Origin of the sequence: Acinetobacter celticus, from assembly GCF_001707755.1 — a bacterium.
In the GTDB taxonomy this organism is placed as follows: domain Bacteria; phylum Pseudomonadota; class Gammaproteobacteria; order Pseudomonadales; family Moraxellaceae; genus Acinetobacter; species Acinetobacter celticus.
Genome location: NZ_MBDL01000011.1, coordinates 169,870 through 195,193 on the forward strand (window position 1 = coordinate 169,870; position 25,324 = coordinate 195,193).

A 25,324-nucleotide genomic window follows, 5' to 3' on the forward strand; every position below is an offset into this window, starting at 1 on the left:
GACTCTCCTTAACCACGCTTCAGCAGGACTTGACCGCTATGAGTTACTAGCAGGGCTTTTTGAATTTCTTCTTCTGGATTAATCACGAAGTTTTTATCCGCATCAAACAACGTTTCTAAGAAGTTAAAAACATTGCGTGCATATAGTGCCGATGCTTCCGTCGAAATAGTCGAAGGTAAATTCGGGATACCCAAAATTTTCACGCCATTTTCAGTGAAAACGGTTTCACCGCACTTCGAACCTTCGACGTTACCACCTGTTTCGACCGCCATATCTAAAATGACAGAGCCTGGTTTCATTTTGGCAACAGTTTCAGCTTTAATTAAACGCGGTGCATCACGGCCTGGTAATAATGCGGTTGTAATCACAATATCGGCGTTCGATACAGCTTTATCCACAATAATGGCTTGATCACGAATATAGTCTTCGCCCGGCATCCAACCATAACCATTTTTAGCAGCGTCAGCAGCTTTTTGCTGTTCTTCTGCTGACATTGGTACGTCTAGCCATTTCCCACCCAGTGATTCTACTTGGTCACGTGCAGTCGGACGTAAGTCTGTAGCTTCAACCACTGCACCCAAACGCTTTGCTGTTGCAATGGCTTGTAGACCCGCAACCCCTACACCCATAATGACAACACGTGCAGGTTTTACAGTCCCTGCTGCGGTCATGAGCATTGGGAACATGCGCTGATATTCAGCCCCTGCCAAAAGCACAGATTTATAACCTGACAAATTGGCTTGAGATGACAATACGTCCATGTTTTGCGCACGAGATAAGGTTCGTGGCAACAATTCCAACGCAAATGCAGACACTTGTTGAGTCGCAAATTGCTCCAACTCTGGATTGCGGTAGGGGTCAAACATTGCAATGACTGCGGTATTTGGCGCAAGTTTTTGAATTTCGCTTCCCATTGGGGCACGAACTTTCAAAATAATTTGGCTACCAGTAAAGGCATCATCTGTAATTTTGGCGCCAACCTGCTCATATGCGCTATCAATGTAAGCAGCTTTAACCCCTGCTCCACGTTCAATAACAACGGTATGACCAGCGCTGATCAACTTTTTTACTGTCTCTGGCGTAGCAGCTACACGATTTTCACCGACGACTGTTTCGGTTGGAATTCCGATCTGCATGAGCGTTCCTCAAGCTAGTTTTTTTAAAGTAAACATCGCAAGTCAGCGATGCTTCCCCTCAGGATGTTTTGTTCATTTTTTGGATTCTAATTGAAGTTTTCTAAATTACCACCCAATATTTATTTAATAAATACCCATATTTTGAACTGATGATTCATAAAAAATATGGTGTTATATTGTACTTATTCATTTTTATTTTTAATGCTATGAATATTTTTTATACTACTTTTGTTTTTTGTCATAAATCCAACCCCAACCATTGTTCCAAAATCATCTAAATTGCTAATGCTCTAAACAAGAATTGATGATTCTGACAATTTACGCATAGATCAAAAATCTTTGAGTTACTCTCCAAAGTCAGAGAATCCCTTGCATTTTCGCCTCTTTCAAAGAGCAAAAATTTATCATTGACTTGAATGACAAAATATCACGCCTAAATTTCATTTGTATCGAAGGTTTTTTCTGGTGGTTTTAGTCAATTCTACAGATTTGGTTAAATGTCAGCTGTTTCATGTCGATTCACCCAATTGTCGTTTTATATTTATTTTTCTTATATAGATTAAGTCAAATAAAGTAAAAAATTAATAATAAAATATTTTTTTGAATATTTTGCACCATGATGACCCACACAATATTTTAGTCAAATTGACCTAATTCGCTTCATATTGGTGCATAAAGTAATTTCTTATCTTACAAATAAAGTGCTTTTCAGTTATTCATCACATTTGCTAGAGCTCATTCGTGTCAATTCCACAGATTAAAAGCTCAAAAAAACTCAATACAGTGCTTTTTGTATTCTTCATCGATACCTTTTGGCAATGGAGTCCATAATTATTTTACATTTCAACTTTTAGCTTTGGCCTTTTATACTGTTTTTCATATCCTCTACAAGATTAAGAATGATCATCCATGCAACAATTTTTGACCCGCACTCAAGTAGGTTCACTTTGTGCAATCTGCGCGGCTTTTTTGTTCAGCACGAAGGCTATTTTTATTAAGCAGGCCTATGCACTTTCCCCTGAAGTCAATGCAACGGTACTCATGGCTTTGCGGATGGCCAGTGCATTGCCTTTTTTTCTGCTGATTTGTTGGTTCAGTCGTCAATCGTATACAGACATTAAACAGAAGGATTGGCTTTTACTGATTGTGGCAGGGTTGCTCGGGTACTATTTGGCCAGTTGGTTAGATTTTCAGGGTCTAATGTATATCAGCGCGTCTTTAGAACGGATTATTTTATTTTTATATCCGACACTGACAGTAATTGCCTCAAGTTTTATCTATAAACAAAAACTAAGTTTAAAAAGCATCTTTGCGATTGCACTCAGTTACGGCGGAACCGTGATTGTGATGTTACAAGAACAAAGTCATACCCCACATGAAAGTGGGTTTTGGCTCGGTGCAAGTTTTGTTTTTGCCAGTGCTGTGGCTTTTGCTGCCTATTTACTTATGACCCCCAAGCTTATGCTGAAATTTGGGTCGTGGCACTTTACAGGCTTAGCGCTCAGTATTGCCTGTATGGGCACACTGGTTCATTTTGCTCTAACCATTCCTGAACCCGTACAATTATTACAACGGTTACCGTTAAGCGTGTTGGGTTATGGGGTCGCCTTAGGCTTTTTTGTGACGGTGTTACCTACTATTTTAATGATGCAAAGTATTGTGCGCTTAGGGGCTGCTCAATCTGCCATGATTGCTTCTATTGGGCCAATTTTAACCATTTTACTGGCTGTCGCTTTTTTAGATGAACATCTAAATACAATTCAGTGGATGGGTTGTCTGTTAAATATTTTAGGCGTACTGATGATTACGCTGTCAAAAAAGAAACTGGCACATACCAAGTAAAATATCTTACACGTGGCTCGTTTCATCCCATTCATCATCAGCTAAATGAGTAGGTAGGTCTTTTAGACTCATGAGCACTTGCTGAAAATGTGCGCCAGCAGAATCACGTCCTAACTGATCATCAGGATTTCGTAACGGACATTGCGTTAATGACAAACAACCACAACCGATACATTGATCTAACTGCTGACGCATTTGCAGTAAATGAATAATGTGCTGGTCTAGCTGTTGTTGCCAACGCCGAGACATTTCTTGCCAGTCCGCTTTACTGGCAATTTTCTGTTTTGGAAGCGCCTCAAACGCGTCATGTACTTGTTGTAAACGAATGCCAACCTGTTGCGCGATTTTAATAATAGCGACGCGGCGGAGCATCGCACGTTGATAACGCCGTTGGTTTCCCGCAGTTCGAGTACTCCAAATCAGTTGTTTTTCTTCATAAAAACGAAGTGCTGCCACACTTACACCACTGCGTTTGGCCAATTCGCCAATATTTAACCAAAGATGATCTGTTTCCTGCATTTTTCTCTTGACCTCAAGTTAACTTGAGCTTTGATACTAGCAAAAATTTGAATCGATGCAGGAAAAATATGTTGCGCAATCAAGTATCAACTCTGCTCCTCACCTATACAAATATTGAATCCCAATACCCTGTATAATCCTAAGCCCTTTGGGTATAGTCACCTTGCCTTGCATTGGCAGGCATTAAAATTGAAATAGAAGCGACGGCTTATTGCCCATAATGTCGTAGCAAGGATAAATATGAAGTCTTCTATCGATATCAGTTCAGATAAATCATTACTTTGGTTAATGGCCATTGCCTGTGGTTTATGCGCTGGTGCAAACTATTATTGCCAACCACTGATTAATTCAATTCAACATTCTTTTAATGTACCGCAGTCCCAAGTGGCACTGACGGTCACTTTTGCACAAATTTCGTATGCCCTTGGTCTGCTATTTATTGTTCCCTTGGGGGATATTGTCAATAAAACCAAATTTATTCCTTTGCTCATGTTGGGGGCTGCAATTGGTTTAAGTATTTGTGCACTTTCGGTCAATTTGACCATGCTTTGGATTGGAACAATAATTACAGGATTATTTTCTGTGGCAGCCCAAGTGCTTATTCCACTAGTGACTGTTGCTGTACGTCCAGAAAAAATTGGCCAAGTGGTGGGTTTTTTGATGAGTGGTTTATTGGTCGGTATTTTGCTCTCGACCAGTTTGTCGGGGTTATTTTCTAATCTTATTCATTGGAAAGTGATTTATATCTTTAGCGCTATATTAATGCTCATTATTGCCAGTATTTTAATGCGTAAGCTTCCCGCCGTTAGTACGACTCGTATGAATTATGGCAGCATTTTTCACTCGATGGTGCAATTACTGACTCAAGAACGACGTTTGGTCTATCGCTCTATCATTGGTGGATGTGCATTTGCCACCATGAGTATTCTATTTTCAACCATCGCCATGTTATTGACTGCACCGCCTTTTTCTTTGGCCGATGTTTGGGTCGGGGTACTCACTTTAGTTGGTGTTTTTGGTGCACTGTCTACGCAGTGGATTGGCAAATGGGCAAGCCATGGTTATAACACCCAATTGACTTGGGTAGGTTGCGCCATCTTAGCTGTCAGTTGGTTGCTCTTATATATGGGCGGACATTCCTTAATCAGCTACACCTTTGGCTATGGTCTCATCAGTCTTGGACTTGCAATGGTACACAGTTGCAACCAAAGTGTGATTTTTCAACTGAATCCCACTGCACGCTCACGTATTAATGCCATTTATATGACCATCTATTTTATTGGGGGCGCTTGTGGTTCTGCACTAGGTGTATATGCATGGCATCATGGCAGTTGGTTCGCAAGCTGCGTTACAGGAATTATTTTAGTCAGTTTGGCTGGCTTTTTTACCTTAATCGATCATCGCTATCAACTAAAACATGCTTAAAAAAATAGCCCAGATTTGGGCTATTTTCCTTTTCAGTATTAACAGACTTGTACTAAAGGATAAAACGGTTTTTTTGAGTCCATGCTTTGCGCATTTTCTAATAACAGCAAAATAAAAACGGGCATTAAGCTACTTAAAATTCGACAACTGTCCTGTAACTGTTTGCGATTCACAGCACTATTGTACGTAGCACCGCCCTGCACTAACTGATGATGCAATGTATACAGGCCATGAAATACACCCTGCAAAATATCGACTGATAATTTATTTTCTAATGCAGTGTGCAACTTATGCTTTTTACGTTCTAAGCCCTGTTGGCACACCAATGCCGTAATTTTTTGATTTTGATAATCCCAAAACTCTTGATACACATAGCAATTATTGAATAACTGTAAAATAGGCTGATGCAATTTGCCCCATAAAAGATGATTAATTTTAGCCCCTATATCTTTTTGAAAAATTGACTGAATAAACTGAGACAAATTCTGTTCATTTTCAACCTGCGTAGAATCTTGTGCATGAATGGCATTCAAAGCCACCCAAAGGCTCATAAATTGCAGTTCTAAATCATCATCTAGTTCATTGGCTTTTTTCAGCCAACTCAGTCCACGATGAATCCTTAAATTATATATTTCAGAAAATTCATTCTTCCGACTCTTAAATATTTCTTCTAACAGTAGCATTTTTCACACTCTACTCTGTTTTATTGTTCTTTAACCAACATAACTAATTTCAGATGAATGCTCAACCATAAACTATAGACGGGTGAATGCACCGAATAAACTATAAAGAGTGGCAATACTTAACCCTTTGGTTTTAATCAGCAGTTCTGCAATTTCTATGATGAGGTTCATTGACTTTGCAGTTCTGGAAATATCACGCCATCTGTATGAACTGTACGATGTATTAGCATTTAGATGATGCAGTCTTGTCTTAATTCCGATCTGGTTGAGCTTCCCGCCTAAAATGTTAAAAATCATCATGTATAAATATTTGCAAAAAAATCAGTTTTAAATACGTTTTGAAGCAAAGTCCCATACCTAAACCTCGCTTCAAATAAACCAACCGATTAAACGTACCAATTTTTCCAAGAACTGGTTCCCCGTATTTCTATCGGCACAGTTGGAATCAACTTTTCTTTTAAAACAATGGTCTGATCAACCGCTTTGGCTAAACGTGCTTTGACTGAATGAATACACTCCCGATCACCAAACTCACAGCGGTCTAAAGTTGTTCCTCCACAAGGCCCGTTGGCTAAACCTTTGGGACAAGTTTCAGGACAGATATACAGCGTATCGCCTAGGCGACACTGCCCACAACTTTCACAGCCGACCACCCCATGCTTACTAACAAATTCGGTTTTCAATAGCGCTTTTGCTACCGTCGCTTGTTCCCAAAATTGTGCTTTAAAAATTAACTTTCCAACACCTTTTGCAATTTTAGATTCAAAAAAAGCATCATGCATAAAATGTAAGTGTTGATACTTAATGATTTGACTGGATGTGGGCTGACGTGAGTAAGAAGTCAGGGTTGGCATAAATTCTTTACCCGTTTTGACTTGCCAAAAAGAATTCCATAGCAATTCAAGTGCGTCTAATTCTAAATGACCATATTCTTCAAGATAACGTTCTAAGCGCATTTGCTCTTCAGCTTTATGACACGCTGAAAGATGAATTCCTGCAAAACCTAACTGCTTACAGATTAGAATTTGTAATGCACAGCGTAAGTAAACTCGCTCTGTGAATCCTGTTTCTTTTTCTTCCGCAAGAACATTAAGCATATGCGGTGTAATAACAATGCCCGCAACCTTATGTTTCACCATAAAATTTGCACGCGCTAAAGTGAGAGGCATAACACAAGCTAAAATAGGTCGTTGGATATGTACACTTTCTAAAAACTTTTTCGCTTGTTTCAGTGCATCTAAATCAAACCCCAATTGGGTAATAATGTAATCTGCACCCGCCTGAATTTTTTTCTGTAATTTAAAATATTGTGCGTCCCGTTCTGCTTCTGCATATTTAAACGGATTAAATGCCACACCAATATTCAAGGATGGATCACGGCGCGCGGCCATAACCATATTCACCGATTCCAAATAACGGCTTCTTAACTCAGGTTGTAAATGTCCATCATTATGGTTCTTTAATTTATCCCCTGACAGTAACAATAAATTACGCAATCCTAATGCTTTGGCTTGTTTTAAGAACTGCTCAAAATTGGCAATATCTCGACCTTTGCCCGAATAGTGCAATACTTGCTCAGTCCCTTCTGGAGCATTTTGAGCCACATCTAGGGGGCTAGGATCTTCATCCGTTTGCACTCGATCTGCCCATGTCATATACACAGGATACCCTGCCAAGGATGATCGCACTGGCAAAGCAACTTTCATCGTGCACAGATATTCCACCAAAACGCAAAAGTTCTGAGCTTTTAAACTATCAATAAATAAAGACATAAAAAATAGGAGATAATACAAGAGAAGAAATAAGACTTGCCAAAAGCAAGGCAAGCTAAATTATAAAAGATTCGGGGAAAAAGAAAAATAGCTAGATTGGCTTTATACTTTTAGAAAATGCTTTAGCCTATCTAAACGACTGGATCAGAAATCTAAATTGCATTTGGTTGTTTTATGATAGTATAGCCTCCAATTTTTGAAGTGGCTTTTCTCCCTCCCTTCAAATCGCAATGTCAAAGCAACTATCGCCCGCTTCTTTCGATTCTCGTGTTCTAATCAAGGTAATTTTTAATGACTCTTCTTAATTCCATTGAAAATAAACTTCAGCCACGCATCAGTGTAGCGCCGATGATGGACTAGACAACATTTCATATTTTTCAATTATAATCAGTAGCTTATTAAAACAATAAAAGCCACGGTGCAAATACGGTGCAAAACAACTATCGGTCCTATTATTTAGAGGACTCCATTTTTTCCTGAACAGCTCTATAAGTCTTCAAAAATATTTTTGGCAACTCTACATACCCCATCATTGCACCATGTGGTTCTTGCAAACTTAATGCTTCCGAAAAACGCTCACGCCAAAACATTTTTAAGTCACCACGCTGATAAAGCTTTGGAGGATGCATGTCTGGATCTAATAGTTTAAAAAACAGTTCAAATAATTCTTCGGTATGCATGACAAATCTCCAGTAACAGTACAGAAAATATATCAGATTGTAGAGATCACACACATATAGATGACAGTAATGGTCAAAGTCTGGTGAAGTTCTCCCCATGTGATTTTAATATTTTTTAAAATTTCAGGTGAGAAAAAAAAGAGGTTAGAAAAGTTAGAAATTTATAAAACAGTATTTAAATATATAATATATATAGATTAATTACTATTTTTAAAAGGTTAGAAACTGGTTAGATTGTGGTTCGTTCTAACCTCTAAAAATGGTTAGAACTCCTAACCTTTTATATTATTGTTTTATATAAATATTTTAACTTTTATAACTTTTTTCTAACCACATCTAACCTTTATATGGTTAGAATTTTAATTATTAAATATCAGATACTTAAATATGAAAATACCTTCTTTTTACTGTTTCTAACCTTTTCTAACCGTTATTTATTAGTCTGAATTAAATTTCGATGAATAGTAACTTGTAGCAATATGTTGAATCGCTGTTGAATACTGTAGAACTGATTTCTATCCATTCCTCTGCGTCCTATACCACCACTGCTATGGCTTAGAAGGTCTAAGGGCATGGTCATAAATCTGTTGAATACTCGACACATTTACTGTGCAGGTGAGGTGGGGGGTCAACCGCCCGCCTTGAACTGGTTTCGGTTCAAAACCGTTCAGGCACAAAAAAACCTCCATCATGGAGGTTTTTTATAATTTATATCTGGTTTGGTCAGATCAACTTGGTTTATCTGGCTTCACTTGCTCTGGCCATGCCTGATCTAATCGTTCTGCATCAATTGCGTGTTGGTCAGCTGCTGCTGCGATTGTTCCACCACGTTCTGCCATTGTTTTGAGTACGAAGTTGCAGGTCTTTCCATATTCAATGACGGCTTCATGGGAACCTGTGGACAAACGTTGGTCGCTATCACTGACTTGCTTTGACAGCCTGTCAACAGCCAAAGCACTGTTACTGGCAGCAACCATCGCAACTTGTAAATTTTTATTTGCATTTCGTTCTGACTCCAAGAGATCTTGCGACCATGCCTGCTCGACTTCATGCACTTCATTGGCATGTTGTGATGCAATCAAGTCACGTTGAGTTTCAGCTAAAGTTTTCTGTGATCCGAGTAAATCAATTTGATGTGACTTACTTGCACAGCTGGTGACTGAAAAAGCCAAGGCAATGGCTAATACTGCCATCACAATGAATTTCCAATGTTTGATTGCCAAAGCAATATTCATTTTTATTTTTCCTGTTTGAATTGAAGTTGATGAAACTCTTTGAAGCGGATGATCTGATCACCTGCCCATTCGTTTACGGTATTTGCGAATAAGTTTTGAAGTGGAACAATTTCGGAATACCAATATGCTTCACGCGCTTCACTAATAGATCCGAAGCCACCGGCATTGGATGGAATGATTCCGAGTAATTGTGGTGGGGTTCGTTGCGATGCAAGAACGTCATCGCGTGTGACATTTTTAATATTTAAGAATTCATCTTTGGCAGCCAATTCACTAATCGGAATCAGTTGCAGACCATCCTTTTTTCCACCAGGTGCATGAAGGAATAAATTTCGAAAGTTGCCTGGCCCACGTGAGTCTTTCATCGCTTGTTTAATGCCATTCACATCGTCGTCATCAATATTTGAATCGGTCATATACAAAATAAATCCAGCATGAGATCCGTTGTTGTAATATTTGCGACGAAATAAAGTTGCTGATTCATTTAACCAAACAGACTGAAGTGCAGCGATATATTCTGGAGTACCGTAAATTTCTTGATCGACATCAATTGCTTTGATATGACAAACCGTACCAGACTTAAAAATATGTTCTTCAAATCCGTTGATCAACTGCAGAAATTCATGAGGATTTTTCATGCGTCTGGTGTACTTCGCCATGAGTCCATCATAGTGATGTGGCTCATTTAAACGATTGTCGATTCGTTGTAAGTAACCATTACCAAAAACTAAATAATCAAATGCAATACGTTCAAATTCAGATGAACTAATTAATGGATTGGGCTTAAATGACGAAACCAGTTGATTCTTTTTATAAAACACAGCAGTCGACAAGTACGGCATGGCTTTAAATGATTTGGCCAAAGCATTCATACTGATATGTGGTTCGTAATAATTACCACATAACCATGTCTCATAGAATTGTGATAAATCACGACCATTCATCACTGGTTCTGCATCACCGAACGTAAATGCCTGTACTTTGCTGTCGGACATTAGTAAATCTCCATAGAGGATTTTTTAGATTTTGAGTTGTCATCAAGACTTAAAGGCTCATTGAAGAACGCATGTAAGAGTGCAAAAGCGAGATCGGCATGACCAATATTTTCAGCGCGTGAAGCTTCAAAAGTCATTTGCCGTTGCGATGCAGTTAATGTTTTACGAATAGCCATTAATGACATGGCCACTTCAGTTGAACCTGCATCAAATTCGAATCGACCTTTATTGATCACATCCATACCTTTCATGACCAATTGAGTTTTGATGTCAACGTTATAATTGAAGGTCGTTAAATTTGGAAAAAAGTCACGGACCAATTGAGCAACACCAGTACCCATACCAGTGGTATCAAGTCCAATGTACTTGACGTTATATTTAGTCGTTATTTTTTTGATGTATTGGGCTTGACTGGCAAAATCCATGCCTTTGAACTGATGGTGTTCAAGTAAGCGAAATTTAGGATAATCAAGTTCAGGTGGAGCAATAACCACAAGACCTGCGCTATCACCATTTTCTGCTGGATCGTAACCGACCCAAACAGGTTTGTTACCAAATGGACGATTGGCTAAAGCCTTAAAATCATTTGACCAAACTTCCCATGAATCGACCATACAGGGCTGAATGATACTGAGTGGAAAAACACTGTGGCCATCATCGACAAATTCACACATATATAAATTTGCAAATTCTTCACTACTGTTTTCAGCAATCAGTTCTTCAATATCAAATAGATCACAGCCTTGACGTTCAGCATCATAAATATTAACAATGTGTCGCCACATCTTGTCGCCACACAATGCACCATTTTTTAAATGGTCATGTGCCGTATCAATTTCAATTCTGTTTTCTTTGGATTTACCTTTATTGAAGGCTTCACCCGTCCAGAACTTATAGGCTTCATGCGTTTTACTCGATGGCGTTGAAAAGTAGGTTTTTGTATATTGTTTTTGAGCAGCCATCGCCGATGCGACTTTTTTTAATGTTGCAAAGCCATGCACCCAAAAGAATTCATCAAAGTACAAATCACCATGATAGGACTGGGCTGTTTTTGCATTCGTTCCCAAGAAAATCAATTGCACTGTATTGCCACACGGCAATGTGATTGAAATTGGATCGCCTTGCAGATCCACTTCAATAGACTGCATCACAAAGTTTTTAATGTAGGTTTTAAAACCATGTGCCTGTGCTTTTGAAGCAGATAGAAAAATCTGATTTCGACCAGTGGTCACAGCTTTGATTAAGGCTTCACGTGCAAAGTAGAAAGTGGCACCGATCTGACGTGATTTTAATAATGCACGGTTACGCTGTTCACGTGCGCGATACCAGACCTTTTGATATTCAAATAAGCCTTCATCAAAATCTTCAAGAAGTTTTTCAATCTGTTCTTCAGTCAATGCATTTGGTTGTTTTGGCTTACGTGGTCCAGCATTTCTATTTTGAAGCTTTGGATTTAGGTCTGTTTCATTGCCACCGTCAGTGTATTTTTTAATTCGTGCCATACGCTCCATTTGGCGCATGAGAAGGTCCAAATCAGCACGATCACTAGGGGTATAAATATCTTTAATAATTAATTTGACTAATTTAGCTTCTAAAGCCTGAGCAACCCTACCTTCTGGCGCCTCTTTATCCCATTCATCACGTGCTTTCCAGGCATGCACATTTTTATCGTTTTCTTTTAAGTATTCTGCAATCGAACTGATTCGCCACCCCATCCAATACAAAAATTTTGCTAGAAGGCGGTTATCGAAAGTTAAATTTGTCGGGGTGTTGAGTGCTTTATCCATTGGCCCATTAAGCCAATGCCATAACATTTATTCATTCTGCGCCCCTTGTAAAACCCCGATATTACAAGCCTATGAGATTGAATGTTCACGCTGTAATTCCGATCCTGATAGCCACTTTGAATAGATTTGATCTATCGACTAAATAGACGGAATTCACCAATGAAGAAATCCAAATTTTTCCGAGTTGCTGTAGCTGGTGCCACTACTGATGGACGCATCATTGAAGCAGCTTGGATTCAACAAATGGCCAAGAATTACAGCCAAAATACTTATACCGCATTAGCAAATATTGAGCATATTCGTGGACTTTCTCCAAACTCAGAATTCGGTAATTATGCAAAAGTTTTGGCGTTAAAAGCGCAAGAAGATGAAATTGCCGGTCAAAAAAAATGGTGTTTATATGCTCAACTTGAAGCATTCGACAACTTGATTGAATTGCATGATAAAAAGCAAAAGTTATTCAACTCAATTGAAGTGAATCCAAGTTTTTCAGATACCAATGAAGCATATATGGTTGGTATTGCTTTCACTGATACCCCCGCTTCACTAGGTACTCAGATGATGGAATTTGCTGTACAAAATCCTGAAGCAAATCCATTTTCAAATCGCAAACAACATAAAGACAATTTATTCACTGCAGCAACGGAAGCAAATCTTGAATTTGAAGAAGCTGTCCCTGATGCAGTTGGATTATTTTCAAAAGTTATGGGTTGGCTACAACCAAAACAAGAAGAACAGGACAATAAAAATAAAGGTCAATTCAAAGAAGTTGCAGATTCTATTGAAGAAATTGCAAAAACCTTTGGTGCCACATTGACTGAAGTTAAAGTTTTAAAAACAAACTATTCAAATCTTCAAAAAGAGCATGGTGAGTTAAAAACAGCCTTTAAAGAACTTCAAACTAAACTAGGTGAAGAGCCGAGTCCAAAAACACCGCCTGCGCCTGAAAACACTGGCAACTATTCAGAAAATATTGAGTGCTAAACACATGAATAAAACAACACGCTTTAAATTCAACAAAGTTCTCTCAAAAATTTCTGCTATTAATGGTGTTGAATCTACTGCAGCAAAATTTGCTGTTGAGCCATCAATTGCACAAAAAATGATTGCAGGTGTTCAAGAATCATCTGAATTCTTAAAAAAAATTAACATGGAACCTGTGACTGAAGGTGAAGGCGAAGCGATTGGTCTAACTCAAGGTTCAACCATTGCAGGTCGTTCAAATACTAAAGGCGGTACTGCACGTAAACCCGTTGATCCAACAGGTTTAGAATCAAATGCATATGCATGTAAAAAAACGGATTTTGACGTTGCATTACGTTATGAAAAAATGGATGCATGGGCAAAACACGAAGACTTCTACGCAAAATGGAAAGCTTTTGTTGATCGTGCCATTGCTTTAGATATGATCATGATTGGTTGGAATGGTAAAACTGCTGCTATTCAAACAGATCGTGCATCAAATCCACTCCTTCAAGATGTGAATATTGGCTGGTTAGAAAAAATACGTACCAAAGCACCAGCACATCACATGAAAGAAGTAGTTGTTGCTTCAGGAAAAGTTAAAATTGGTACAGGTGGTGATTATAATAATTTAGATGCTCTGGTTGTCGATATTGTTGGCGATTTAATTGATGAAGTTCATCAAGACGATACTGACCTAGTGGTTATTTGTGGTCGCCAATTGCTCAATGATAAAAACTTCCCGCTGGTGAATGATGCCTCTGATAATACCGATACTTTGGCAGGTCAAGTATTAGTAGCTCAGAAGCAAATGGGTGGTCTGCCTGCAGTCCGTGTGCCTTTCTTCCCTGACAATGCATTGTTGGTTACTTCATTTGATAACCTATCAATTTATTTCCAAGAATCAGGTAAGCGTCGTCAAATTATTGATCGCTCTGAAATGGATCAGGTCGAAGAATATCAATCTTCAAATGATGCTTATGTCATCGAAAACTACAAAAAAGTAGCTTTCGTAGAAAACATCGAAATTCTATAAAGGGTGATTTATGTTGAGTCCAGCTCGACGACATCGCCTAGCAGTCAAAGCAGCTTTAGAAGCTGCTAAGGCTGACGAATTTGGTGGTGTACGTCCAGACGCAAGCGTCTATCAATTGCAATTGACTGAATTAAAAAATGACACGCATGTTTTACGTTCAATTCAATCTCAAACTGAGCGTGCCAAAGTTAAAGCAGAACAACTTATTCCAAAGCATATGCCCTATGTTAACGGTGTAATCGAATCAGGCTTCAAAGTCGATCAAGATGAAGTGATTACAACAATCATGATTTGGTGCTTTGACAGTGCATTATTTGATGTAGGTTTAAAACTTGCTGAATATGCGTTGAAGCATAATTTAAAAATGCCTGATTCATATAGCCGAAACACAGCAACAATCATTGCAGAAGAAATTGGCAATGCTGCACGAGTGGCACATAAAGCCGGTGATGATTTCCAGTTAGAAGTTTTAGAAAAGGCCCATCACATCACCACCGATTTTGATATGCCAGATGAAGTACGCGCCAAGATTCTTTTGGCGATTGGTCGTGCTTATCTTCATCGTGAATTAGCAACTTTGGCTGTCGCATATCTCAAAGCAGCCGTTGAAAAACATGAAAACTGCGGTGGTAAACAAGACCTTCAAAAAGCTGAACGATTATTCAAAAAGCAAGCTGAAGAACAATTAAAAAATCTACCTGAACCAATGCTAAATGCAGATGGTTCACAGGTCGTCGATGATCAAGGCAATTTAGCTTTTCATCCGACGTAACGAGTGCCCCGCGCCAACCGAGGGGCAGAACTGATGATGTAGTGACATCTTAATGTTTAATTACTAATTCAGTTCTCCACCCCTCAACTATTTGAGTATGACAATGACTGGATTAATTGCAAACGGCAACCGTGACAGTGAAAACATTGTCATCACCAGTGATGATTTTTTCCCTGGCGTATCTTCAAAAGAAATTCGTGAATCATTACGCTTTGATAGCAGTGTCACCAATCAACGTCTAATCCCTGCTATTGAAGCAGCTGTCATAGAAGTAAATGATCAGCTTGAATCACTCACTTCAAAAGCAACCTCACTCGCTGAATTAAATCCAAAAAAAATTAAAACAAATGGTGTTGAGAAACCTATAGCAGAAGTCCTGTATCTGCGGGCTGTAGCAGCGTCTGTTGGTGCAGAACTCAATGAAAAATATCGCGCTTATGACACCACCAGTAATGGCAGTCAAAAAGCAGATGAACTGTCCCCTACCATTGATGATTATCGTCGTGACTTACGATATGCCATTCGTGATTTAAAAAAACTTCGTCGGGTAAATGTGGAGTTGATTTAAGTGAAAACTATATATGCAATTCAGAATGACACTGTTGATGCGATCTGCTGGCGTAACTATGGCCGAAGTTCTGGTGTAGTAGAAGCCGTCCTTGAACAAAATGCCCATATAGCAAATTTAGGCCCTTTACTCCCAATGGGGACGAAGATTTTTTTACCCGAAATTCAAACACAACAGAATAAAACACAAAGTATTCAGCTTTGGGATTGAGAAAAATATGCCTGAACCAACTTCATCAACAACAGTTGCAATTACTGCTTCCGCTGGATTGCTATCACTCCTCCCATTCGTAAATGGTGATGCTTTATTCGGTGCCGTCATTGGTGCGGCTTTTTTAGCTTATACCCAAGTTTCACTAAATACCGCTAAACGTATTTTCTCCCTGATGTTATCAGTTGCTTTGGGTTATGCCCTGGCACCTGAAATTTCTAGCCGAACGAATGTAAATAGTCATACGGTCATTGCCTGCTTCACTAGCATGTTTGCTTTACCAATTTTGGTCAAAGTCATGTCATGGGTGAATAAATCCACATTGACCGAAATATTTAACACGACTTCTAAATTCTTTTCTGCCCTGTCCAATACATTTGGAAAGGAGAATAAAAAATGACGTATTTACTTACTTCCCCTGTTGCACAGCTCATTTTTTCAGTTATTGCCGTGCTGTGCTATGTGGCATGCGCTTTTCGTATTTTATGTTTTGATCATTTGCACGAACAATCTTGTTCATTTCGCTTGTTTGCAGTGGTTCTAATTGGGGCTTTCCTTGCACAAAGCCTGCACATTATTTTTATTAAAGATCCTGTCACTGTATGGGATGCAATTTTTTCAATTTTTCTTGTCCTATTCATTTTTCGCAACAAAGGCGATGTCGTTTCAATGTTACGGAGTCATACAACATGATTATTTTAAAATTTGGGGCTAAAGGTTCTGCTGTCGTTGAGCTACAAAAGTTATTAGTGAAAAACGGAATGTCAGGCAAAAATAAAAAGCCCCTCAGTGTCGATGGTGATTTTGGTGAAAGTACCGAATTTGCTGTCATGCAATTTCAGAAATTGCAAAATTTAAAAGTTGATGGACTCGCTGGAGACAGTACCTTAAAAACTTTGCGCGGTGATGACACCAGTAAACTTTTAAAGGAAAGTGATTTAGTTGCAGGTGCAAAGCGCTTAGGTGTTTCAGTGAATGTCATTAAAGCAATTGCTGAAGTTGAAACTCAAGGTGCAGGATTTTTAGATAATGGCCGCCCTAAAATTTTATTTGAACGCCATCGTATGTATTTTTATTTAATTCAAAAGTTTGGAAAAACTAAAGCCAATGAGTTTATGGCCAACTATCCAAGCATCGTAAATAACAAAACCGGTGGCTATCTAGGTGGATCAGCTGAATATACCCGTCTAAGCATTGCTAAACAGATTGATGTTGAATGTGCTTTACAGTCTGCAAGTTGGGGCCGTTTCCAGCTTATGGGTGAAAACTGGAAAACTCTTGGTTATGTATCTGCACAAGAGTTTGTAAGCCAACATGAACAAAATGAAGGTTTACAGTTTGAAGCCTTTCTTCGTTATTGCGAAACTAAATCAGGCGTTATTGATGACAAATCTTGGAAACTCATCGATGCATTACGTGAAGAAAACTGGCATGTTGTTTTTAGCCTATATAACGGTAGAAACTACAAAAAACTGGGCTATGACAGCAAGTTTTTACGAGTTATGAATCGCCTCGATCCTAATTATAAGAGTCCTCAAGCAGCATGAAAAAACCTCAAGCCCTAAGAGAATACTTGCTGAAATCTATTCCTGATTTAGTTTCAAATCAGGATAGATTAGATATATTCGTAGAAAATGGAAAATTACGTAGTACGTTATCAGGCGGCTATAGTTTTGAAATGGCATATACACTCGATATGACAATCACTGACTATGCGGGTGATGTTGATTTAGTGGCCTTTGCCCTCTTTACCTGGCTTGCGACTAACCAATCAGAACTTATGGCAAACATTAAGAATGATAAAAATGAAATCATTTTTGAAGCTGAACTGATTGATAACACCAAATATGATTTGAATATCAAAGTTCCATTAACTGAACGCGTCATTTCAACACGGGCTGAGAACGGTCAATACAATTTAAGCTATCCACCTGAACCGCAATATACAGAATTTGGGCCACCTACAGAATTCACTGTTCTAGATGCGGATGGTAATAAACTTGCTTCATGGACCACTGTTGATAAAGAAGGTTGGTCTTTAGACATGCCACCACCAGGTAAAAGTCCATGAGCCAGAACTTTGAAAAGTTAGCCGACCATTTACAGCCGTTATTGCAACGGCTGTCATCGGCTGAAAGAAGTAAACTAGCGAAAAAAATTGGCCGAGATCTAAGGAATAGCCAAAAAAAACGGATTACTGAACAAAAAAATACAGATGGTTCAAGTTATACACCACGACGAAAACGGCTACGTGAAAAGAAAGGTCGAATTAAGCGTAAGATGTTTACAAGACTTAAATCCAATACGCATCTAAAACTTTTAAGTAATGCTGATGCCGTTGCGATTGGTTTTATTGGTAGAATTTCTAGAATTGCCAACGTCCATCAAAAAGGTCTAAGAGATCGTGCAGAGCGTGGAGCGCCTGATGTAGTTTATCCCACACGTGAGCTACTAGGCTTAACGAATCAAGAAATTAAACAGATTGAAGATTCATTCTTAAAGCATATTAATATTTAAGCATTTCCAATTGTAAAACCCCGATATTACAAGTCTATCAAGCTGAAATGCCAACACCATTGACGCAAAGTGTTGGCATGAATGCAGATCTTGCCCGTCGTCTTGAAAACATTGTTCGTTATGGAACAATCAAGACCATTAATCCGTCTAAACCTATTCCTAGTGTCATCGTCGATCTTGGCGATATGCAGACACCCGAAATCCGTTGTCTCAATGTTCGCTCAGGTTCTGATGCGACATGGGATATGCCATCTGAAGAAGAAGAATGTATTGTCTGGTCTCCATGCGGAGAAATAGGCCCTACAAGCTTCGCAATGTATGGCTTCTACAATGAAAAACACCCTGCTCCTTCCGATGATTTAAATAAAAAAATCAGAATGTTTTCTGATGGTTGTGTCATTGCGTATGACGTATCTACGCATGAATTATCAGCACGTTTACCGGAAGGTGGAACTGCAAATATTATTGCGAATGTGAAAATCATAGGAACCCTTCACTGTACCGAAAACATTACAACTGACGCTGATGTTATAGCTGGAAGTATTAGCCTTAAAAAGCATAAAACAGACAAAGTTCAACCTGGTTCTGGTCAATCAGGAGCCCCAATTCCATGATGTCACGTACTACAGGTTTTCATCTTCAAGATGAAGTAGAGCATATCAGTCAGGCTATTCAAGATATTTTAACCACGCCGATTGGTAGCCGGCTAATGCGACGGAACTACGGATCATTATTACCACAGTTAATTTCTACGCCTTTCAATGATGTAAATCGTATGCAGTTATTTGCAGCTACTGCTACAGCATTAATTCAATGGGAAGACAGGATTAACCTTGAATCCATCGCTATTGAATTTGTTGAACAGGGAAAATTCGTCATAGAACTTGGACTAACCCTTGCCAACAATAACCAAAAAGAATCTCTCAGTATTCCATTAAACTTCGGGGCCATCGCATGAGTACCGTTAATTTCTCACAACTGCCCACCCCAAACTTAATTCAAGAACTGGACTATGAAACAATCTTTCATGAGCGCAAAGAAAATTTTATTGCGCTCTATCCTGAATCTGAACAGGAACAATGGCGTACTACACTTAATCGTGAATCAGATCCAGTTGTAAAAATTATTCAAGAAAATGTATATCTAGAATTACTCTACAGAAATAAATGTAATGTCGATGCACGTTCGTTATTACTTGCTTATGCAGAAGGGCCTGATTTAGATCACCTAGCATTAACTGAATATGGGCTTATTCGTTTACTCATTACACCAGAAGATAATTCAGTTGTTCCTTCTCTCCCTGCAATTTATGAATCAGATGAGCGTTTGAAAGAACGTTGCTTATTATCCTTTGATGGTATGAATACTGCAGGCTCTAGTAATGCTTATAAATTTTTTTCATTAAGTTCTGATGGACGAGTGGATGGAATCAAAGTGTATTCACATATTGATCAACCATATTTGCTCGACATTATTATTTCTCAAATTGATGCAAATAATGGTGAAGCTAGTGAAGAACTGATTAACATTGTGCAAAATGCTTTAGATCCAGAACACGTTCGTCCCGTCTGTGATCGACCAATCGTTAAATCAAGTATTGCGATCCCCTACCAAATTAATGCACGTTTATTTGTTGGGAAAAATGCAGAAGACTCTCTATTACTTGAAGCTGCCAATATCCGTATTCAAAACTATATTAAAAATGCTCGAAAAAATGGCCAGAGCATTCGTCTTTCAGCTTTATATGCTGCATTACATGTCGAAGGAATTAACCAAGTCATTATTGATACACCAATGACTGATATAGAAATTGATGTCTATCACCATCCATATTGCACATCAACTTCTATCAAAATTGGAGGTGTAGAGTGAAATCACTTTTACCACCGAATTCAACTTTTCTAGAAAAAAATTTAACTAAAAATGGTAAAAATGCATTTGACTTACCTTCGATTCGCATCATCAAAGATATAGATCAAGTACCTGCCCAGTTTTTACCATTTATTGCTTATCAAAAATCAGTCGACTATTGGGATGAGAATTGGCAAGACACTTTAAAACGTTATGTCATTAAAAAATCAAAAGAACAACACAAAATTAAAGGTACAGCAGCTGCAGTTAAACGTGCATTAGAACCCTTTGGTTACGAGGTCAAATTAATTGAATGGTTTAAAGCTGAACCAAATCTTACACCAGGTACTTTCAATCTCGAGTTGGATTTAATTGGTAAATCACTTAGCCAAGAAGTATTTAATGAAGTTAATCGCCTTGTTTCAGACGCAAAGTCGGTATCCAGACATTTAGGTAATTTAACCATTACCTCTAATCCTACTCTTACTATTCACAACATTTTAGTTCATCAAACTGCGAATACATTCTGCAGTCTTCCTAGAGATTAAATATGGCAGATTACTTTAACGTCACAACAAATATAGGTGATGCAGAAATTGCCACTGCGATTGCATCGAATACTAAACTGGCCATTACTCATATTGCTTTTGGGGATGGCAATGGTGCAGTACCTACACCATCAAAAATACGAACGACATTAGTGCGCGAAGTACATCGTCAGCCAGTCACCAAGTATGAACGCCATCCGACAAATGCGAACTGGATTGTCATTGAAACCATTATTCCATCCAATGTCGGTGGATTCACTATTCGTGAAATGGGAATTATTGCAAATGGAAAACTAATTTCTCATGGTTCCCATGCGCCTTTTGAAAAAGTTGCTGATCTAACCGGTGTAAGCGAATACCGACTTAAATTCACACAAAATGTCCGTGATGGCAATGTTGTAGAAATTTTGTTAGATGAATCACTGATCTATGCGAGTCAGGCATGGGTTAATGAAAATTATATCCGTCGAAATGAAATAGTCGATAACCTAACAACGGATGATGCAACTAAACCTGTTTCTGCCAAGCAAGCAAAGCTTCTCTCAGAACTAAAAGTTAATAGAGGTGGTTCATTTAAAGATGCCTTTGGACATGATGTAGATTTTTATCAAGATGCATTTACAACCCAATTTTTCAAATCATTTGATGAATGTCCAATTGGGACCCGCTGCTTGATCTCCTCATCTCTTGATTTAATAAATGAACCGTTATTTTCAGATCAACACATTTATGTAGAGACAAAACAAACATTTGAACCAGCTGGAAAATTGCAAATTGCGTATGGCTATGTTACTGGCAAGGTTGCTATACGATCTGCGGGTACTGGCGCTGTATATGGACCATGGACTTATACAGCAACATTAGACAGTAATGTTGCGTCAGCAACAAAACTCCAAACACCACGAAAAATTAACAATGTCGAGTTTAATGGCGAACAAGATATTAGTATTGATGCCCCGCTTATGTTCCGTGGACAGATTAATACTCTTAATGGTGTAGATGCAGCCGTTTTAGATGGTAAGTATACGGTTGTAGATTTAAGTGTTGCAGGTCTATACGGATATGGCATTTTAGTTGTAATTAGAGTCGGTGGAACTTGCCACCAAATCTTTTATTCACATCAAGGTGAAGGGATTAATAATGCATCCATGGCAATGCGTCAAACATGGAACATGAATGGTAGTACTGCATCATGGTCAGAGTGGAGAATATTTGGGACGCGGGATGATTCTAAATTACCACTTACTGGCGGAACAGTTTCAGGTAATTTGCGTGTGGAAGGCACAATTGATGGTAGCTTGAACGGTAATTCCGCTACTGCAACAAAATTACAAACAGCTCGCACAATTAGCTTCTCTGGTGCTGCTACAGGTTCAGTAAATTACGATGGCTCAGGTAATTCATCCTGTATTTTAACTTTGGCAAATTCAGGTGTTGTAGCCAATACATATGGTTCAAATCTTAAAATCCCAACGATCACAGTAAATGCTAAAGGTCTGATTACTGGTGTTTCAGAACAACAAATCCCTATTGTTGATGATCTTACTACTGGAGGATCTGCAAAATTACTCTCAGCAGAGCAAGGGAAATTACTGCAAGCTAATAAACTTGATAAAACAGCACTCAATAACACTCTGACAAGCACATCATCCACGCAAGCTTTAACCGCTGCACAAGGTAAAGTTTTGAATGATCAGGCTTTTGGGGTCGGTCAGACATGGCAAGATGTAACGTCTAGTAGGGTTTCAGGGACTACATATACAAATACAACAGAAAAAGCAATAACAGTTATATTGACTATTAGGGACAGGAGTTTATCAACACCTTTTTTAGTAAAAATTGATAGTCTTGTAGTTATTGATGTTGATGATTTTTATGAGAGTACATACCCTATAACGTTTACTGTAGCACCATCCTCGACATATCAAGTGACCACAGGAAATACAATTAGAAAATGGTCGGAGTTGCGATAATGCAAAAGTTTATAAATAACGATTTTTCAGATATTCGATATTTTGAAGATAGTGTGATAGTCAGTAATTGGATTGATTTATCTAAATATCGACTCATGACAAATGCCGAAATTCTTAAACATGAAACCCCTAAACCATCTATTTTTCATACAGAATGGAATGGCACAGAATGGATCGATATACGAACTGAAGAAGAACAACTTCAATACAAACGTTCTCAATATCCAACGCTTACACGCTATCAATTCTTACGCTGTCTTTTAGAAAACGGCTATAAATCATCTAACATTGAAGCTCAAATTTTAACAATTGAGGATGAATTTACACGTGAATTGACGTTGCTTGGATTTAAAGAAGCAACGAATTTTGTGCGTACCGATGAAAGTGTTATTGCTATGCAATCAATTTTGAATCTGGATGATGATCAGGTCGATGCGATGTGGCTTTATGCTTTGACATTGTAAAACCCCGATATTACAAGTCTTCCAACTCAACTTTTTATCAATGTCATGTAAGCCTGTTTGTTGAAATAAAACCTTTCAATAAACAGGCTATTTTATGGCAGATTCATATCACCACGGACTACGTGTAACCGAAGTTAACGAAGGTTTACGTCCAATCCGTTCAATCTCAAGTGCAATTCAAGGCTTAGTTGCTACTGCAGAAGATGCAGATGAAACAAAGTTCCCATTGAATACACCAGTGTTAGTCACAAACACACAAGCGGCTGTAGCTAAAGCTGGTACACAAGGCACGTTAAAAACAGCGCTTCAAGCAATGGCAAATCAATCCAATTCTATTTGCGTCGTTGTACGTGTTGCTACCGCAGAAGATGAGGAGGCTCAATCTGCCAACGTCATTGGCACCGTAAATGCTGAAGGAAAATACACCGGTGCAAAGGCATTACTTTTAGCAAAATCAAAATTAGGGGTTCAACCTCGAATTATTGGCGCACCCGGCTTAGATACAGCCACCGTCGCAACAGAACTTGCAATCATTGCCAAAAAGCTTCGCGCATTTGCCTATGTCTATGCTTGGGGATGTAAAACTAAAGAAGAAGCTGTGGCTTATCGTGATGCGATTGCCGCACGTGAAGTCATGGTCATCTGGCCAAATTTCGTCGCATTTAATACGACCACAGCTCAATCTGAAACCGTTCCTGCAGTCGCAGTTGCAATGGGCTTACGCGCCAAAATCGACAATGAATTGGGTTGGCATAAAACCCTTTCAAACGTTGCTGTAAGTGGTGTTACAGGAATTGATGCTGATGTCACATGGGATCTTCAAGACCCTGCCACAGATGCTGGCTATCTCAACAGCAATGAAGTTACGACTTTGATTCAAAGTGAAGGTTTTCGCTTTTGGGGATCACGCACTTGCTCTGATGATCCTCTCTTTGCTTTTGAGAACTACACACGAACAGCTCAAATCATGGCAGATACTGTGGCAGAGGCTCATATGTGGGCCATCGACAAACCTATGCATGGTTCTCTTGTCAACGACATGATTGAAGGTATTACAGCGAAACAACGTGAATGGACACGCCTTGGTTACTTGATGGGTGGTGATGCTTGGTATGACCCAGAATTAAATTCAAAAGATACGCTCAAGGCAGGCAAGTTATATGTCGACTATGACTACACCCCTGTTCCACCTCTTGAGGATCTCAACTTCCGTCAGCGTATTACAGACCGATACCTAACGGACTTCGCCTCTAAAATTACAGCCTAAGGAGCTGAAGCATGGGATTACCTAGCAAACTCAAAAACCTGAACCTTTTTAACGAAGGTAATAGCTATCAAGGGAAGTCAAAATCCGTAACTCTCCCAAAGTTAGCACGTAAAACCGAAGATTATCGCGGTGGCGGTATGAATGGCTCAGTAAAAGTAGACATGGGTATGTCTGACGATGGCTTAGTCCTTGAATACACACTTGGAGGTTTTGACCTACTTTCGCTTCGCCAGTTTGGTATCGCCAAAATTGATGGCACTTATCTGCGTTTTGCTGGAGCCTTTCAGCGTGATGACACGGGTGAAGTAGATGCTGTTGAAGTCGTAGTACGCGGTCGTCATGAAGAAATTGACATGGGTGATGCTGAACCAGGCGAAGACACCGAACATAAAGTCGTGACCAACTGTACTTATTACAAGCTCACAGTCAACGGCAAAAAAGAAGTTGAAATAGACACACTTGCTTTCATCGAATTTATTGACGGAAAAGACCGTCTTGCTGAACAACGCAAAGCCATTGGCCTTTAATTTTCCTACCCTTGCATAGCCCCGTGCTGTGCAAGGTTTTTTTCATACTTTTTAGGAATACAAAACATGAACACTGAAAATCAAGAATTAAACACACAACTAATTCAAAACCCAAATGAAGAAACTGTTGTGTTGGAACAACCTATTCAATTTGGTGGCGCTTCTATTACTGAAATCAAAATTCGTAAGCCCAATGTACGTGCTTTAAGTGGCGTCAGCCTACAGGCCATTTATAACCACGACGTAAATGCCCTGGTAAAAGTTTTACCTCGGGTAACGACTCCGGAACTGACATCACAACAAGTTTATGACTTAGATCCTGTTGATTTTGCAAATCTTGGAGGGCACTTAGTCACTTTTTTGTACCCGAAAGCGATGCAACAAGCGATCAAAGAGGAACAGCAATAAAACCAGTGAATGACGTAGATGAAGCGATAGCCAATATCGCTTGTATCTTCCACTGGCCACCGAACGCGTACGACGACATGGACATTATGGAATTAAGCAAATGGCATGAACTAGCACTGAAACGTAACCAAGTCACCTAAAACGAG

At 39.0% G+C, this 25,324-nt stretch carries 30 protein-coding genes; 22 read left to right on the plus strand and 8 right to left on the minus strand.

Annotated features, from left to right (window positions below):
• Window positions 1–8 precede the first annotated feature (8 nt).
• The gene (locus BBP83_RS12075; protein WP_068888892.1) at window positions 9–1,136 is read right to left on the minus strand and encodes a Re/Si-specific NAD(P)(+) transhydrogenase subunit alpha; all 1,128 of its coding nucleotides are present in this window, start codon (window positions 1,134–1,136) and stop codon (window positions 9–11) included.
• Window positions 1,137–2,045: 909 nt separating this feature from the next.
• Between BBP83_RS12075 and BBP83_RS12080 the strand changes: the two genes are divergently transcribed.
• A complete protein-coding gene (locus BBP83_RS12080; protein ID WP_068888894.1) occupies window positions 2,046–2,978 on the plus strand; it encodes a DMT family transporter in 933 nt (310 codons plus the stop codon).
• 6 nt (window positions 2,979–2,984) lie between these two features.
• Here BBP83_RS12080 and soxR read toward each other — a convergent pair whose 3' ends face one another.
• Complete coding sequence (soxR, locus tag BBP83_RS12085) at window positions 2,985–3,497, minus strand: redox-sensitive transcriptional activator SoxR (RefSeq protein ID WP_068888896.1); 513 nt, start codon at window positions 3,495–3,497, stop codon at window positions 2,985–2,987.
• Window positions 3,498–3,737: 240 nt separating this feature from the next.
• Between soxR and BBP83_RS12090 the strand changes: the two genes are divergently transcribed.
• Complete coding sequence (locus tag BBP83_RS12090; protein WP_068888898.1) at window positions 3,738–4,922, plus strand: MFS transporter; 1,185 nt, start codon at window positions 3,738–3,740, stop codon at window positions 4,920–4,922.
• Window positions 4,923–4,960: 38 nt separating this feature from the next.
• Here the strand turns inward: BBP83_RS12090 and BBP83_RS12095 are convergent, their stop codons facing one another.
• The 6 genes from BBP83_RS12095 to BBP83_RS12125 form a co-directional block, all read right to left on the minus strand.
• Complete coding sequence (locus tag BBP83_RS12095) at window positions 4,961–5,605, minus strand: hypothetical protein (RefSeq protein WP_068888899.1); 645 nt, start codon at window positions 5,603–5,605, stop codon at window positions 4,961–4,963.
• A 386-nt stretch (window positions 5,606–5,991) separates the two neighbouring features.
• Complete coding sequence (locus tag BBP83_RS12105; RefSeq protein WP_068888903.1) at window positions 5,992–7,377, minus strand: methylenetetrahydrofolate reductase C-terminal domain-containing protein; 1,386 nt, start codon at window positions 7,375–7,377, stop codon at window positions 5,992–5,994.
• Window positions 7,378–7,829: 452 nt separating this feature from the next.
• Window positions 7,830–8,057, minus strand: a complete 228-nt coding sequence (locus BBP83_RS12110) for a hypothetical protein (protein ID WP_068888905.1) — start codon at window positions 8,055–8,057, stop codon at window positions 7,830–7,832.
• A gap of 728 nt (window positions 8,058–8,785) precedes the next feature.
• Window positions 8,786–9,292, minus strand: coding sequence for a hypothetical protein (locus BBP83_RS12115; protein ID WP_068888907.1), 507 nt, complete (start codon window positions 9,290–9,292; stop codon window positions 8,786–8,788).
• Window positions 9,293–9,294: 2 nt separating this feature from the next.
• The gene (locus tag BBP83_RS12120) at window positions 9,295–10,287 is read right to left on the minus strand and encodes a phage portal protein (protein ID WP_068888909.1); all 993 of its coding nucleotides are present in this window, start codon (window positions 10,285–10,287) and stop codon (window positions 9,295–9,297) included.
• Entirely contained in the window at window positions 10,287–12,074 is a 1,788-nt protein-coding gene (locus BBP83_RS12125; protein WP_068889028.1) for a terminase large subunit domain-containing protein, read from the minus strand. The genes BBP83_RS12120 and BBP83_RS12125 overlap by 1 nt, the downstream gene beginning before the upstream one ends.
• A gap of 159 nt (window positions 12,075–12,233) precedes the next feature.
• Between BBP83_RS12125 and BBP83_RS12130 the strand changes: the two genes are divergently transcribed.
• The 20 genes from BBP83_RS12130 to BBP83_RS15050 all read left to right on the plus strand — a co-directional run bounded on the left by BBP83_RS12130 (window position 12,234) and on the right by BBP83_RS15050 (window position 25,318).
• Window positions 12,234–13,058, plus strand: coding sequence for a GPO family capsid scaffolding protein (locus BBP83_RS12130; RefSeq protein ID WP_068888911.1), 825 nt, complete (start codon window positions 12,234–12,236; stop codon window positions 13,056–13,058).
• Window positions 13,059–13,062: 4 nt separating this feature from the next.
• A complete protein-coding gene (locus BBP83_RS12135; protein ID WP_068888913.1) occupies window positions 13,063–14,073 on the plus strand; it encodes a phage major capsid protein, P2 family in 1,011 nt (336 codons plus the stop codon).
• Window positions 14,074–14,083: 10 nt separating this feature from the next.
• Window positions 14,084–14,845 (plus strand): phage terminase small subunit, encoded by a 762-nt coding sequence (gene gpM / locus BBP83_RS12140; protein ID WP_068888915.1) that lies wholly within the window; start codon window positions 14,084–14,086, stop codon window positions 14,843–14,845.
• A gap of 103 nt (window positions 14,846–14,948) precedes the next feature.
• Window positions 14,949–15,413 carry a head completion/stabilization protein gene (locus BBP83_RS12145; RefSeq protein ID WP_068888917.1) on the plus strand — a complete coding sequence of 155 codons (465 nt, stop codon included), beginning with the start codon at window positions 14,949–14,951 and terminating at the stop codon, window positions 15,411–15,413.
• Complete coding sequence (locus BBP83_RS12150; protein WP_068888919.1) at window positions 15,414–15,623, plus strand: tail protein X; 210 nt, start codon at window positions 15,414–15,416, stop codon at window positions 15,621–15,623.
• Between the two features lie 7 nt (window positions 15,624–15,630).
• On the plus strand, window positions 15,631–16,023 hold the full coding sequence (locus tag BBP83_RS12155) for a putative holin (protein WP_068888921.1): 393 nt from the start codon (window positions 15,631–15,633) through the stop codon (window positions 16,021–16,023).
• Window positions 16,020–16,316, plus strand: a complete 297-nt coding sequence (locus BBP83_RS12160; protein WP_068888924.1) for a hypothetical protein — start codon at window positions 16,020–16,022, stop codon at window positions 16,314–16,316. Before BBP83_RS12155 ends, BBP83_RS12160 begins: the two co-directional genes overlap by 4 nt.
• Entirely contained in the window at window positions 16,313–17,170 is an 858-nt protein-coding gene (locus BBP83_RS12165) for an N-acetylmuramidase domain-containing protein (protein WP_068888926.1), read from the plus strand. The genes BBP83_RS12160 and BBP83_RS12165 overlap by 4 nt, the downstream gene beginning before the upstream one ends.
• Entirely contained in the window at window positions 17,167–17,694 is a 528-nt protein-coding gene (locus BBP83_RS12170) for a phage tail protein (protein ID WP_068888928.1), read from the plus strand. Before BBP83_RS12165 ends, BBP83_RS12170 begins: the two co-directional genes overlap by 4 nt.
• Window positions 17,691–18,140, plus strand: a complete 450-nt coding sequence (locus tag BBP83_RS12175) for a phage virion morphogenesis protein (RefSeq protein ID WP_068888930.1) — start codon at window positions 17,691–17,693, stop codon at window positions 18,138–18,140. Before BBP83_RS12170 ends, BBP83_RS12175 begins: the two co-directional genes overlap by 4 nt.
• A gap of 77 nt (window positions 18,141–18,217) precedes the next feature.
• Window positions 18,218–18,754 carry a phage baseplate assembly protein V gene (locus tag BBP83_RS12180; RefSeq protein WP_068889030.1) on the plus strand — a complete coding sequence of 179 codons (537 nt, stop codon included), beginning with the start codon at window positions 18,218–18,220 and terminating at the stop codon, window positions 18,752–18,754.
• Complete coding sequence (locus BBP83_RS12185; protein WP_068888931.1) at window positions 18,751–19,098, plus strand: GPW/gp25 family protein; 348 nt, start codon at window positions 18,751–18,753, stop codon at window positions 19,096–19,098. Before BBP83_RS12180 ends, BBP83_RS12185 begins: the two co-directional genes overlap by 4 nt.
• On the plus strand, window positions 19,095–20,012 hold the full coding sequence (locus tag BBP83_RS12190; RefSeq protein WP_068888933.1) for a baseplate assembly protein: 918 nt from the start codon (window positions 19,095–19,097) through the stop codon (window positions 20,010–20,012). Before BBP83_RS12185 ends, BBP83_RS12190 begins: the two co-directional genes overlap by 4 nt.
• Window positions 20,009–20,539 carry a phage tail protein I gene (locus BBP83_RS12195; RefSeq protein WP_068888935.1) on the plus strand — a complete coding sequence of 177 codons (531 nt, stop codon included), beginning with the start codon at window positions 20,009–20,011 and terminating at the stop codon, window positions 20,537–20,539. The genes BBP83_RS12190 and BBP83_RS12195 overlap by 4 nt, the downstream gene beginning before the upstream one ends.
• Window positions 20,540–20,541: 2 nt before the next feature.
• A complete protein-coding gene (locus tag BBP83_RS12200; RefSeq protein ID WP_068888937.1) occupies window positions 20,542–22,512 on the plus strand; it encodes a phage tail protein in 1,971 nt (656 codons plus the stop codon).
• Entirely contained in the window at window positions 22,512–22,976 is a 465-nt protein-coding gene (locus BBP83_RS12205) for a hypothetical protein (RefSeq protein WP_068888939.1), read from the plus strand. Before BBP83_RS12200 ends, BBP83_RS12205 begins: the two co-directional genes overlap by 1 nt.
• A gap of 94 nt (window positions 22,977–23,070) precedes the next feature.
• Window positions 23,071–24,243, plus strand: coding sequence for a phage tail sheath protein (locus tag BBP83_RS12210; protein WP_068888941.1), 1,173 nt, complete (start codon window positions 23,071–23,073; stop codon window positions 24,241–24,243).
• 11 nt (window positions 24,244–24,254) lie between these two features.
• Window positions 24,255–24,770 (plus strand): phage major tail tube protein, encoded by a 516-nt coding sequence (locus tag BBP83_RS12215; protein WP_068888943.1) that lies wholly within the window; start codon window positions 24,255–24,257, stop codon window positions 24,768–24,770.
• Window positions 24,771–24,836: 66 nt separating this feature from the next.
• Complete coding sequence (locus tag BBP83_RS12220) at window positions 24,837–25,178, plus strand: phage tail assembly protein (RefSeq protein ID WP_068888945.1); 342 nt, start codon at window positions 24,837–24,839, stop codon at window positions 25,176–25,178.
• 5 nt (window positions 25,179–25,183) lie between these two features.
• Window positions 25,184–25,318, plus strand: coding sequence for a GpE family phage tail protein (locus BBP83_RS15050; RefSeq protein ID WP_078055442.1), 135 nt, complete (start codon window positions 25,184–25,186; stop codon window positions 25,316–25,318).
• The last annotated feature ends 6 nt before the right edge of the window (window positions 25,319–25,324 follow it).

Excerpts from the sequence above, each read along its gene's own strand:
- BBP83_RS12215 (WP_068888943.1), top strand. The coding sequence starts at position 24,255 with ATGGGATTACCTAGCAAACTCAAAAACCTGAACCTTTTTAACGAAGGT.
- BBP83_RS12155 (WP_068888921.1), top strand. The coding sequence starts at position 15,631 with ATGCCTGAACCAACTTCATCAACAACAGTTGCAATTACTGCTTCCGCT.
- BBP83_RS12135 (WP_068888913.1), top strand. The coding sequence starts at position 13,063 with ATGAATAAAACAACACGCTTTAAATTCAACAAAGTTCTCTCAAAAATT.
- BBP83_RS12205 (WP_068888939.1), top strand. The coding sequence starts at position 22,512 with ATGCAAAAGTTTATAAATAACGATTTTTCAGATATTCGATATTTTGAA.
- BBP83_RS12160 (WP_068888924.1), top strand. The coding sequence starts at position 16,020 with ATGACGTATTTACTTACTTCCCCTGTTGCACAGCTCATTTTTTCAGTT.
- BBP83_RS12105 (WP_068888903.1), bottom strand. The coding sequence starts at position 7,377 with ATGTCTTTATTTATTGATAGTTTAAAAGCTCAGAACTTTTGCGTTTTG.
- BBP83_RS12200 (WP_068888937.1), top strand. The coding sequence starts at position 20,542 with ATGGCAGATTACTTTAACGTCACAACAAATATAGGTGATGCAGAAATT.
- BBP83_RS12185 (WP_068888931.1), top strand. The coding sequence starts at position 18,751 with ATGATGTCACGTACTACAGGTTTTCATCTTCAAGATGAAGTAGAGCAT.
- BBP83_RS12130 (WP_068888911.1), top strand. The coding sequence starts at position 12,234 with ATGAAGAAATCCAAATTTTTCCGAGTTGCTGTAGCTGGTGCCACTACT.
- BBP83_RS12170 (WP_068888928.1), top strand. The coding sequence starts at position 17,167 with ATGAAAAAACCTCAAGCCCTAAGAGAATACTTGCTGAAATCTATTCCT.
- BBP83_RS12090 (WP_068888898.1), top strand. The coding sequence starts at position 3,738 with ATGAAGTCTTCTATCGATATCAGTTCAGATAAATCATTACTTTGGTTA.
- BBP83_RS12125 (WP_068889028.1), bottom strand. The coding sequence starts at position 12,074 with ATGGATAAAGCACTCAACACCCCGACAAATTTAACTTTCGATAACCGC.
- BBP83_RS12190 (WP_068888933.1), top strand. The coding sequence starts at position 19,095 with ATGAGTACCGTTAATTTCTCACAACTGCCCACCCCAAACTTAATTCAA.
- BBP83_RS12080 (WP_068888894.1), top strand. The coding sequence starts at position 2,046 with ATGCAACAATTTTTGACCCGCACTCAAGTAGGTTCACTTTGTGCAATC.
- BBP83_RS12145 (WP_068888917.1), top strand. The coding sequence starts at position 14,949 with ATGACTGGATTAATTGCAAACGGCAACCGTGACAGTGAAAACATTGTC.
- BBP83_RS12175 (WP_068888930.1), top strand. The coding sequence starts at position 17,691 with ATGAGCCAGAACTTTGAAAAGTTAGCCGACCATTTACAGCCGTTATTG.
- gpM (WP_068888915.1), top strand. The coding sequence starts at position 14,084 with ATGTTGAGTCCAGCTCGACGACATCGCCTAGCAGTCAAAGCAGCTTTA.
- BBP83_RS12210 (WP_068888941.1), top strand. The coding sequence starts at position 23,071 with ATGGCAGATTCATATCACCACGGACTACGTGTAACCGAAGTTAACGAA.
- BBP83_RS12220 (WP_068888945.1), top strand. The coding sequence starts at position 24,837 with ATGAACACTGAAAATCAAGAATTAAACACACAACTAATTCAAAACCCA.
- BBP83_RS12180 (WP_068889030.1), top strand. The coding sequence starts at position 18,218 with ATGAATGCAGATCTTGCCCGTCGTCTTGAAAACATTGTTCGTTATGGA.
- BBP83_RS12120 (WP_068888909.1), bottom strand. The coding sequence starts at position 10,287 with ATGTCCGACAGCAAAGTACAGGCATTTACGTTCGGTGATGCAGAACCA.
- BBP83_RS12115 (WP_068888907.1), bottom strand. The coding sequence starts at position 9,292 with ATGAATATTGCTTTGGCAATCAAACATTGGAAATTCATTGTGATGGCA.
- BBP83_RS12165 (WP_068888926.1), top strand. The coding sequence starts at position 16,313 with ATGATTATTTTAAAATTTGGGGCTAAAGGTTCTGCTGTCGTTGAGCTA.
- BBP83_RS12110 (WP_068888905.1), bottom strand. The coding sequence starts at position 8,057 with ATGCATACCGAAGAATTATTTGAACTGTTTTTTAAACTATTAGATCCA.
- BBP83_RS12095 (WP_068888899.1), bottom strand. The coding sequence starts at position 5,605 with ATGCTACTGTTAGAAGAAATATTTAAGAGTCGGAAGAATGAATTTTCT.
- BBP83_RS12075 (WP_068888892.1), bottom strand. The coding sequence starts at position 1,136 with ATGCAGATCGGAATTCCAACCGAAACAGTCGTCGGTGAAAATCGTGTA.
- soxR (WP_068888896.1), bottom strand. The coding sequence starts at position 3,497 with ATGCAGGAAACAGATCATCTTTGGTTAAATATTGGCGAATTGGCCAAA.